At 58.9% G+C, this 11,185-nt stretch carries 9 protein-coding genes and 1 pseudogene; 9 read left to right on the forward strand and 1 reads right to left on the reverse strand.

Going from position 1 to position 11,185, the window contains the following annotated elements; all coding sequences use genetic code 11:
* The 7 genes from WCA53_RS00455 to WCA53_RS00485 all read left to right on the forward strand — a co-directional run.
* On the forward strand, positions 1-789 hold a 789-nt coding region (locus WCA53_RS00455; protein WP_423904092.1), incomplete at its 5' end, for a DUF3108 domain-containing protein.
* Positions 790-1,570: 781 nt separating this feature from the next.
* On the forward strand, positions 1,571-1,828 hold the full coding sequence (locus WCA53_RS00460; RefSeq protein ID WP_423904095.1) for a BTH_I0359 family protein: 258 nt from the start codon (positions 1,571-1,573) through the stop codon (positions 1,826-1,828).
* 196 nt (positions 1,829-2,024) lie between these two features.
* Positions 2,025-3,104: a homocysteine S-methyltransferase family protein gene (locus tag WCA53_RS00465; RefSeq protein WP_423904100.1), complete on the forward strand. Its 1,080-nt coding sequence runs from the start codon at positions 2,025-2,027 to the stop codon at positions 3,102-3,104.
* Positions 3,105-3,140: 36 nt separating this feature from the next.
* Positions 3,141-4,235 carry an AAA family ATPase gene (locus tag WCA53_RS00470; protein ID WP_423904103.1) on the forward strand — a complete coding sequence of 365 codons (1,095 nt, stop codon included), beginning with the start codon at positions 3,141-3,143 and terminating at the stop codon, positions 4,233-4,235.
* 2 nt (positions 4,236-4,237) lie between these two features.
* Positions 4,238-4,942 (forward strand): DUF4276 family protein, encoded by a 705-nt coding sequence (locus tag WCA53_RS00475; RefSeq protein WP_423904106.1) that lies wholly within the window; start codon positions 4,238-4,240, stop codon positions 4,940-4,942.
* A 9-nt stretch (positions 4,943-4,951) separates the two neighbouring features.
* On the forward strand, positions 4,952-7,669 hold the full coding sequence (gene metH, locus WCA53_RS00480) for a methionine synthase (protein ID WP_423904109.1): 2,718 nt from the start codon (positions 4,952-4,954) through the stop codon (positions 7,667-7,669).
* Positions 7,670-7,851: 182 nt separating this feature from the next.
* Positions 7,852-8,064 (forward strand): hypothetical protein, encoded by a 213-nt coding sequence (locus WCA53_RS00485; protein ID WP_423904112.1) that lies wholly within the window; start codon positions 7,852-7,854, stop codon positions 8,062-8,064.
* A gap of 90 nt (positions 8,065-8,154) precedes the next feature.
* Here WCA53_RS00485 and WCA53_RS00490 read toward each other — a convergent pair whose 3' ends face one another.
* On the reverse strand, positions 8,155-8,481 hold the full coding sequence (locus WCA53_RS00490) for a DUF1840 domain-containing protein (protein ID WP_423904115.1): 327 nt from the start codon (positions 8,479-8,481) through the stop codon (positions 8,155-8,157).
* Between the two features lie 357 nt (positions 8,482-8,838).
* Between WCA53_RS00490 and argS the strand changes: the two genes are divergently transcribed.
* Positions 8,839-10,623, forward strand: a complete 1,785-nt coding sequence (gene argS / locus WCA53_RS00495; protein WP_423904120.1) for an arginine--tRNA ligase — start codon at positions 8,839-8,841, stop codon at positions 10,621-10,623.
* A gap of 138 nt (positions 10,624-10,761) precedes the next feature.
* A pseudogene (locus WCA53_RS00500) lies at positions 10,762-11,185 on the forward strand (SPOR domain-containing protein); the annotation flags it as partial.

An 11,185-nucleotide genomic window follows, 5' to 3' on the forward strand; every position in this document is an offset into this window, starting at 1 on the left:
GCCAGCGAAGCCGCTGCGGCGTCGCAAGCGGCCGCCGTTGCCGCAGTCGCCGCTCCGGCAGATAAATTAGACGCGCCCCCTTCGGGTGACCTTCGCTACGACACGCTTGTGAACGGCGTGATGAACCAAACCGGCACCATTCACTGGGTCAACGACGGACAGCACTTCGAAATGATCGTATCGATACCCTTGCCGTTCGTTGGGCCGTTTGTGTATTTCAGCAAGGGGCACTTCGATCGTCTCGGTCTTGCGCCTGAGCAACATTCCGAGCAGCGAGGCCGCCGCGCTGCCGATGTCACGGTCTTCGATCGCGAGAATAAGCAACTCGTCTACACACGTACGCCGAACAACCAGCCCCTTGTGGACGGTGCCCAGGATCGCTTCAGCGTCGTCATGCAACTGGCTAGCCTCGTGCGTGGCGCACCTGACACGTACAAGCCGGGCGTGGTGCGCCAGTTCAGCGTTGCTGACAACGACAGCAACGAAACGTGGTCGCTCGAAACCATCGGCGACGAAAACGTTCAGGCCCCCGATGGCAATGTGACCGCTCGCCACTTCACGCGACTTGCGCGACGTGAGGGAGACCGGCGGCGTCTGGACATCTGGCTCGCGCCCGCGCTCGGCTGGCTACCCGTGCGTATCCTGCAAACCGAACCCAACGGCATGCAGATCGAAATGCTTTGGCGCGGCAAGCTGCAGCCCCTTTCCACAGAACCGCAATCGGGTGCAGGCACGCCGGATGCGACTGACCAATCGACACCCGGCGCGCCTCAACCGGAAAAGCCTTGAGCCTCGACGTGTTGAACACGCGTTAAAGCTTTGGCCGCGATTTCCGTTAAACAGATAACTCCAGTGCGTGTGCTGGCTGTACGCGAGAGCCAGCACAAGCAGCAAGAGCCTCGCGGGCGAGCAAGAATCCCGAACTGTAATGCGCAATTTCACGGAGCCAGCATGCGAATGACGGTCAACGGCATCGACGCGCGGTACGTTTTAAATAGTGAAAGCAGCCGCTCCTGTCGCACGCGATCACCTGTTGGGGGTTGACCGATGGGGGCCTGATCGCAGGATACTTCTGTGACGATTACATCGTGTCACATTGTGAGATGCATGGCCACGAAGGATCAGCAGTACCAACGGAGCCGTTGAGCGCCGGGCGATACGCGGCGAATGTGCGCGCAAACGCAACCGCGAGTATTGTCGATGAAATGGTGCGCAGCGCGCTCACGGAAAGTCACCGCAACGCGCGTTCCGCAGATCGACACAGATCAAAACGTCCACGCTTGTTGTGGCCAGCACAGGAAATGTATCTTCCGGCAGCGCAGTCGAAAGCAGCAGCAAATGCAACTCCTGGTGCACAATTCGAAATAATTGACTCGTAACCTCGCCTTTCAGTCGAAGAATCTCAACGTTTCTCGGTTATTCTGGAAACGTTTTTGCGGGAGGAGGTCTAAGAAAGGTCCTCGATGGGCTTTCGGATTCACGTCGAGGCCACCCCTTGAATTCCAACCCAATCGCTCAATGTATGGAGTAGGAATGACATACGAGCAAAACAGGAATAAGGAGTGTCGCCATGCAAATGATCTACAACAGCCCGAATTATTGCGTAGTCGAGTTTCCTCCTCAGGACAATCATCTTGCGATGAAGGCCGGCGGATACGAGATCGTGGACAAGACCATGCAGCGGGAAATTTTTATCGACGGCGCGCTCGCAGCGAAGTTTCGCGTGCATGTTCAGAAGTTGATGGAAGAAGAACAATCACTCGAAGATGTTGACGAGTTCCTCGGTCAGTTCGATATCTTGATGAATCAGCCTGTGATTCTGCATTAAGCGTATTGTTGTACCGGTAGTCGGCAGTTTTTTGTTTTTTTGTTTTGCTGGCGGCACACTCAAGGCCCTGTCACCTACGCGACAGGGCCTTTTGTTTTTTGGCGTGCTCGTTACGCGCAGCAGCGCAATCGCGCGTCTCGACCCTCGTACAGCTACAATAACCGGCCATTCCAACCTGCTTGGAGCCTTGTCAGTCATGAATTCGTCCACTCATCCGAAGCCCTCCGCTGCGCGTCGCGAGTACACGCGCGGCGCAACGTTGCCTGCTCTGTTGCAGCAACGCATCCTCATTCTCGATGGCGCCATGGGCACGATGATTCAGCGCTACAAGCTCGACGAAAAGGCGTATCGCGGAGAACGGTTCGCCGATCTCGACCGCGATATCAAGGGCAATAACGAGTTGCTGTCCATCACGCAGCCGCACGTCATTCGCGAGATACACGATCAATATCTGGCCGCAGGCGCCGATATCGTCGAAACAAATACGTTCGGCGCAACACGCGTCGCTCAGGCCGATTACGGCATGGAAGAGCTGGCGGTCGAAATGAACATGCAGTCGGCGAAGCTCGCACGCGAAGCCTGTGACGCGTACTCCACGCCCGACAAGCCACGCTTTGTCGCCGGCGCTATTGGACCGACACCGAAGACCGCCAGCATTTCGCCGGACGTGAATGACCCGGCTGCGCGCAATGTCACGTTCGACGAACTTCGCGACACCTATTACGAACAAGCGAAGGCGCTGATGGACGCGGGGTGCGATTTGTTCCTGGTCGAAACCATCTTCGATACCTTGAACGCTAAGGCCGCGCTGTTCGCGCTCGACCAGTTGTTCGAGGACACAGGCGAACTGCTGCCCATCATGATTTCGGGGACCGTCACGGATGCCTCCGGCCGCATCCTCTCGGGGCAAACGGTCGAGGCGTTCTGGAACTCGCTGCGTCACGCACGGCCACTCACGTTTGGGCTGAACTGTGCATTGGGCGCGGCGCTGATGAGGCCTTATATCGCGGAATTGTCGAAGCTCTGCGATACCTATGTTTCCTGCTATCCCAACGCCGGGTTGCCCAACCCGATGAGCGATACAGGCTTCGACGAAACACCCGATGTCACTTCCGGTTTGCTCAAGGAATTCGCCGAAGCGGGCCTCGTCAATCTGGCCGGTGGCTGCTGTGGCACGACGCCGGAGCATATTGCGGAGATCGCGAAGGCGCTGGCCGGTGTGAAGCCACGGAAATGGCCGTCGCATTATCGTGAAGACGAAACCGAGACGGCTTGACTCTTTGACTCGATGTTTTCCCAGTGGAACTGATCAATGGCCGCAGTCAAAAAACTGACGATCACCGGGTACAAATCAATACGCGAATTGCGTGACTTCGAGTTGCGCAATTTGAACGTGCTGATTGGCGCCAATGGGGCCGGCAAGTCAAATTTCATCAGCTTCTTTCGGATGCTGGCGGAGATCGTCGGGCAACGGTTCCAGTTGTTTTCGCAAGTGGAAGGTGGGCCAGATGCGTTGCTGCGATTCGGCAGGAAGACCACGGACAAAATCTACGCCGGCCTCACATTCGGCGAACACGGATATAGCTTCACCCTTCGTCCAACTAATGATGGGCGGCTGATTTTCGAGCAGGAAGGCATGCCGGCGATGGGCCTTACGGCCGACCAAAGCTTGCTTTCCGGGATGTGGCGTCTGTTGGGTTCCGGACAATCAGAATCGATACTCACGGGGTCGATCGATCCACGGATGCTAGCGGTTTTGAAAGGTATTGATAGTTGGCGCGTCTACCATTTTCACGACACCGGCTCAGACGCAAAAGTAAAGCAGCAGCACGCTCCGTTCGACACGCTTCGCCTGCAAGTCGACGGCGGGAATCTTGCTGCCTACCTTGGAATGCTGCGGACTTCCCATTCGGACTACTACCGAATGATCGTGGACTCGATCCGACTCGTCGCCCCGTTTTTCGACGATTTCGTTCCGGCTCGCGAAGAAACCAAACTGGTTCAACTCGAGTGGCTGGAAAAAGGAAAGCCTGACGTTGTGTTCAACGCCCACGCGCTGTCCGACGGAACGCTTCGCTTTATCTGCCTGAGCACGCTGTTGTTGCAACCGTGGGAGCTAATGCCCGACACCCTCCTGATAGACGAACCGGAACTCGGTCTTCACCCTTACGCGATCGTTATCCTCGCCGATATGTTGAAGCGCGCCGCTGAGCGAAAACAGGTGATCGTGTCAACTCAATCCGTGGAGTTGATGAACTTGATGGAGCCTGAGGATATCGTCGTCGTTGACAGGGAAGGCAGCGAGTCGACGTTTCATCGACTGGATTCTGAACATCTAAAAGGTTGGCTGGAAGACTATTCTCTCGGTGAACTCTGGAACCAGAATGTTCTTGGCGGGAGACCGTAGAGATGACGCGTCTATTTATCGTCAGCGAAGGTCCGACCGAAGAAGCTTTTGTGAAGACAGTGCTCGCACCCGTTCTCCGGTTATCGAACATCCACGCGAAGCCGGTGCTTGTCGAAACGTCTCGCGGGCACCGTGGCGGCGGGCTCAACCTCGAGCGGACAAGACGCGCCGTGAGGAACACGCTGCTGCAGCATGGGGACGCGTACGTGAGCACGATGTTCGATCTCTACGCGCTCGACAGGACTTTCGCAGGTGTCACTGATTCCGTGGGCCTGGCGACATCTAACAGGGCTGCACGCATTGAACAACTGCTGCATGCAGATATTGTGGCTTATGTGGGGTGCCGGCCAGAGCGCTTCATGCCGCATATCCAGCCGCACGAGTTCGAATCGCTACTGTTCTCAGACATCGACAAGCTTTGCGACACGCAACCGGAATGGGACAGACATCGCGCAGTACTTTTGAAGGTGCGCGCCGATGTAACCAACCCGGAATGGATCAATGACTCTCCTCACACGGCACCATCGAAGCGTCTTGAGATTCTTCGTCCTCAATACAGAAAAACGACGCACGGACCTGCAAGCGCAGTGAGAATCACACTCGATAAAATTCGCGAGCAGTGCCCGCATTTCCGGCAGTGGTTTGAACGCCTGCTGCAAATCGGCGCGCAGCCATTGGCCGCTCGACTCCCAGAATCCATAAGTTAAAGCCCAGCCATGACCGACCACACAATGCGCCTTTCCGGCCTCGAGCCGTTCAACGTCACCACCGGCTCGCTGTTCATCAACGTCGGCGAGCGGACTAACGTGACGGGGTCGAAGGCCTTTTCCCGCATGATCCTGAACAACCAGTTCGACGAAGCGCTTGCGGTCGCGCGCCAGCAAGTCGAGAACGGTGCGCAGATCATCGACATCAACATGGACGAGGCCATGCTCGATTCGAAAGCGGCAATGGTGCGCTTCCTGAACCTGATCGCCTCCGAACCGGACATTTCGCGCGTGCCGATCATGATCGACTCATCGAAATGGGAAGTGATCGAGGCGGGCCTTAAATGCGTGCAGGGCAAAGCGATCGTCAATTCGATCTCGCTGAAAGAAGGCGAAGAAGCATTCCGCCATCACGCTACGCTGATTCGCCGCTACGGCGCAGCCGCAGTCGTCATGGCCTTCGATGAAGACGGCCAGGCCGATACCTACGAACGCAAGACGCAGATCTGCAAGCGCTCCTACGATTTCCTCGTGAACGAAGTGGGTTTCCCTCCGGAAGACATCATCTTCGATCCCAACATTTTTGCGATCGCGACGGGTATCGAAGAGCACAACAACTACGCAGTCGACTTCATCAACGCCACACGCTGGATCAAGGCAAACCTGCCGTTCGCGAAGATCAGCGGCGGGGTGTCGAACGTTTCATTCTCGTTTCGCGGCAATGATCCGGTGCGCGAGGCTATTCACACCGTGTTCCTCTACTACGCCATTCAGGCGGGAATGGACATGGGTATTGTGAACGCGGGTCAGCTCGGCGTGTACAACGATCTCGATCCCGAGTTGCGCGACCTCGTGGAAGACGTGGTGCTCAATCGTCGTGAGGACAGCACGGACCGTCTGCTGGAAGTCGCCGATCGATTCAAGACCGGCGCCGCGAAGAAGGAAGAGAATCAGGAATGGCGCAACCAGCCAGTCGATAAACGCCTCGCACACGCGCTGGTCCACGGCATTACGAACTTCATCGTAGAGGATACCGAAGAAGTTCGCGCACGCATTGAAGCGGAAGGCGGCCGGCCGATCAACGTGATCGAAGGGCCGCTGATGGATGGCATGAACATCGTCGGCGACCTGTTCGGCGCGGGCAAAATGTTCTTGCCGCAAGTGGTCAAGTCGGCACGCGTGATGAAGCAGGCGGTCGCGCACCTGATTCCGTACATCGAAGAAGAAAAGAAGCGCATGGCCGATGCCGGCGCGGACGTTCGTCCCAAGGGCAAGATCGTGATCGCGACCGTGAAGGGCGACGTACACGATATCGGCAAGAACATTGTCTCCGTGGTCCTCCAGTGCAACAACTTCGAAGTGGTCAACATGGGCGTGATGGTGCCTTGCGCGACCATCCTCGCGAAGGCCAAGGAAGAAGGCGCGGACATCATCGGCTTGTCGGGGCTGATCACGCCGAGTCTTGAGGAAATGGCGTACGTCGCGTCGGAAATGCAGCGCGACGACTATTTCCGCAATAAGCAAACGCCGCTATTGATCGGCGGCGCGACCACATCGCGCGTGCATACCGCCGTCAAGATCGCTCCGCACTACGAAGGGCCGGTGGTCTATGTGCCGGACGCGTCGCGCTCGGTTTCGGTCGCGTCGAGTCTTCTCTCCGACGAAGGCGCGGCGAAGTATCTCATCGACCTCAAGTCGGACTACGACCGCATCCGCCTGCAGCACGCGAACCGCAAGGCCCTGCCAATGGTGACCTACGCCGAGGCGCGCGCGAACAAGACAAAGCTCGATTGGGCGCGCTACGAGCCGAAGAAGCCAACCTTTATCGGGCGGCGTATTTTCAAGAATTACGATCTGGCAGACCTGGCGAACTACATCGACTGGGGGCCGTTCTTCCAGACCTGGGATCTCGCTGGTCCGTACCCCGCCATTCTCAACGACGAGATCGTCGGCGAGTCGGCGCGGCGTGTTTTCTCCGATGGCAAAGCGATGCTCTCACGCATCATCCAGGGCCGCTGGTTGCAAGCAAACGGCGTGGTCATGCTCATGCCCGCGAACACGGTGAACGACGACGACATCGAAATCTACACCGACGAAAGCCGTACCCAGGTCGCAATGACATGGCGCAATCTGCGCCAGCAAGGCGTGCGTCCCATCGTCGATGGCGTGCAGCGCTCCAACCGTTCCCTCGCGGATTTCATCGCGCCGAAGGACTCGGGCGTGGCGGACTATATCGGCATGTTCGCGGTGACGGCGGGCCTGGGCGTCGAGAAGAAGGAAAAGCAGTTCGAAGCCGATCACGACGACTACAGCGCGATCATGCTCAAGTCGCTGGCCGATCGCCTTGCCGAAGCATTCGCCGAGGCGCTGCACGCGCGCGTGCGCCGCGAATTGTGGGGGTATGCCGCGGGTGAAACGCTCGACAACGCGGCGATGATCGCGGAGCAGTATCGTGGAATTCGTCCCGCGCCCGGTTATCCGGCGTGCCCGGACCACCTCGTGAAGCAGGACATGTTCGACGTGCTCCAGGCGAACGAAATTGGCATGACGGTGACCGATTCCCTCGCCATGCTGCCGGCCGCGAGCGTGTCGGGCTTTTACATCGCGCATCCGGACAGCACTTATTTCTCGGTCGGCAAGATCGCGAACGATCAGGTGGAAAGCTTCGCACAACGCATGGCGCTTTCGAAGAACGACGCAGAACGGGCCCTTGCGCCCCTGTTATAAGGCTGCCTGTATACCGGCGATTTGATTCGCGGCGATAACGTCACGGCGGCGCAACACTGGTCAAAGAAGGTCACAATTTTTTTTATGACCTTCCTTACACTCGTGGATGCGAATGCTCGTTGTCGTGACGGGCACGCACTTCTTTAAAGCCCAATTTCCAATCGCCCCGGAGATAGTCGAACATGATCAAGCTGACGCCTGTACTTGCCGTTGCTGTTGCCGTGCTATTCACGTCCGGTAGTCCGGCCGCATTCGCGCAGCCGGCGAAGCCGGGCGCGGGTGCGAGTTCGACCACCGCGTCGTCGTACTCCCCGCCGATCGAAGAGCACAAGAAAAAGCCACACAAACCGAAGAAAGAGAAAAGCAGTACGACGACTCCCGCCAGCGGCGGCTAATCGAGAAAATTATTCGTTAGACCAAATAAAAAACCCGCATGGCGACCATGCGGGTTTTTTTCATGCGCCGCGGCAATTCACGGCAACGACTCACACGCCCCAGAGAATGTCTCCATCCGCCTGCTTCGCGAGGCGCAGCATCTCAAGGAAAGGAAACGCGCGCTGGGCGAGGCCAACGGGAAGCTCGTGCGGTTCGTGGCCTTCTTCGCCTTCGTGGAAGTGGCCGTCGTGCTCGGCGAGTTCTTTTTTGTCGAACGCAATGGCCGCCTCCAGCTTCTGGATAGCCATGGGCAATTCTTCGTGCGTGATGACGCCGCGTTCGCCGAGCCGCTTGCCGATGATCCCGAGGAGATAATCGGCGAGGTTGTCGAGCATTTGCACATCGGGCGCGGCGCTGGTTTTGAATGTGATCAACATGACAGGTCCTTTCCCTTTGTTAGCCTATTGGCGGCCTGCAGCCGGCCTTTTGCTGGCGTTGCGTCGGTTTTGACTGATGTGCGCGGGAACTGCGGCACGACAGGCTGTCATGCTTCAGCCCCGGCGCATCGATGTTTCACTGACTAGACCCTGATTCGACATATTAGCACCTGCTAAAATCCTGCTTTACGCGAACGAACGCTGCCAAACGCAAATCGGGCAGTATTTGCCGGCGGACCGCGACCTTCCAGGCGGTACTTCCGGCGCTTCTTGCCGTTTCAAGACCGCTTTCGAAAGCGCTTTCGACACCGCATGAAGCTGCAGCCCGACACGCCAATCACCGGACTACGAATCAGCATGCTGCCTGCACAAAAACAAACACTCGAAACGCTTATCTCCGACGCGGTCAAGCAGGTCGTCCTGGCGTCGCAAGGTGCATCGGAGGCGAATTTCGTTGAACCTTCGATCGTCCTCGAACGCCCCAAGGTCGCGGCGCATGGCGACGTGGCGTCGAATGTCGCGATGCAGCTCGCCAAGCCCTTGCGCGCGAATCCGCGCCAGTTGGCGCAACAAATCGTGGATGCCGTGCTCGCGAATCCAGCGGCGCAAGGCCTGGTCGAAGCCGCCGAGGTGGCAGGGCCGGGCTTCATCAACTTGCGGCTCGCCGCATCGGCGAAACAAACAGTGGTCCCGGCAGCGATCTCCCAAGGCGCGCAATACGGCTTCAGCGCTCGCGAGTCCGGCAAGCGCGTGCTGGTCGAATTCGTCTCGGCGAACCCAACCGGACCGTTGCATGTAGGCCATGGCCGCCAGGCCACGCTTGGCGACTGCCTGGCGAACTTGCTCGCTACGCAGGGCTACGCGGTGCATCGCGAGTTCTACTACAACGACGCCGGCGTGCAGATCGGCAACCTGGCGCTATCGACGCAAGCGCGCGCCCGGGGTTTGGCTCCCGGCGACACGGGCTGGCCCGAGAATGCGTACAACGGCGAGTACATCGCGGATATCGCGCGCGACTACCTGGCGGGTGCGACAGTCGCGGCGGCCAACACCGCTCCAGTCACGGCGAAGGGCGATGTCGACGATATCGACGCGATCCGCGTTTTTGCCGTGGCGTATCAGCGTCACGAACAGGATCTGGACCTGACCGCTTTCGGCGTGAAATTCGACCAGTTCTACCTGGAATCGTCGCTGTATGAGGAAGGCCGCGTGAAGGCCACGGTGGACTCGCTGATCGCCGCCGGCAAGACCTACGAGCAGGACGGGGCGCTCTGGCTGCGCTCCACCGACGAAGGCGACGACAAGGACCGCGTGATGCGCAAGTCCGACGGCACCTTCACCTATTTCGTGCCAGACGTGGCGTACCACGTCGCCAAGTGGCAACGCGGCTTCACCAAGGTCATCAACGTGCAGGGCTCGGACCATCACGGCACCATCGCGCGCGTGCGGGCCGGGCTGCAAGGCTTGAGCATCGGGATTCCGAAGGGCTATCCCGACTACATCCTGCACAAGATGGTCACGGTGATGCGCAACGGCGCCGAAGTGAAAATCTCGAAGCGCGCGGGCAGCTACGTGACGGTGCGCGACTTGATCGAGTGGTCGGGCGGCATGACGCCGGGTGAGGAAAAGTCCCCGGACCTGCTCGACGAGGACATGATCCGTCGAGGCCGCGACGCCGTGCGCTTCTTCCTGATCTCGCGTAAAGCCGACACGGAATTCGTGTTCGATGTCGATCTCGCGCTCAAGCAAAGCGACGAAAACCCGGTGTACTACGTGCAGTACGCGCACGCGCGCATCTGCACGATCCTCGGCGACTGGAAAACCCGCTATGCGGGCGACCTGGCAACGCTCAGCCAAGCCGATCTCACTCCGCTGTCGAGTGAACGGGCGATGGCGTTGCTGACCAAGCTCGCTGAATATCCGGACATGCTCGCCCACGCCGCCGACGAACTGGCGCCACACGCCGTTGCGTTCTATCTGCGCGACCTCGCCAGTGAATTCCACTCGTTCTACAATGCGGAGCGCGTGCTGGTGGAGGAGGACAATCTGCGTAACGCACGCATCGCGCTGCTTGCCGCGACACGGCAGGTGCTCGAAAACGGCCTCTCGCTGATCGGCGTATCCGCTCCCGTCAAGATGTGATTCTGGCGTCCCGCATGGCGCGCATTGGCTTCCGGGCCAATTTCGCAGGCGCGCCGGCGTGAAGCCATGTTCGCCACGCTTTGGACCACCGATATAATCGGTGGTTATCCAGAAGACTTTTTGCAGGTGATTCATACGATGGCAAAACCACGCAGCACGTCGAAACAGTCGAAGCAAACCGGGGGCACGTTCCTCGGGATCGTGCTGGGCTTGATTGTCGGCCTTGCAATTGCAGTGATCGTGGCGTTGTACATCACGCGCGCGCCCACGCCATTCGTCGCGAAAGTCGCGCCCTCGCCAACCGACACGGGTGCGTCGCCCGTCAACGGGCAGCAGTACGATCCGAATCGGCCGTTGCAGGGCAAGACGCCGGGGATGGCCGTGCCGCAAGCAGCGCAACCCGCGCCGCCTAACACCGCGCCGGGGCAGACGAACACCGAGACGCAGTCGTCCGGCATGCTCGAAGAACCGCAAATCGTCGAAGTACCGCCATCGACCGACAACGGCACGGCAGTGGCTACCAAGCCGGCTGCACCGCCTGCCGCGCCGGCTGCCGCCACAT

The organism is Caballeronia sp., assembly GCF_049581465.1.
In the GTDB taxonomy this organism is placed as follows: domain Bacteria; phylum Pseudomonadota; class Gammaproteobacteria; order Burkholderiales; family Burkholderiaceae; genus Caballeronia.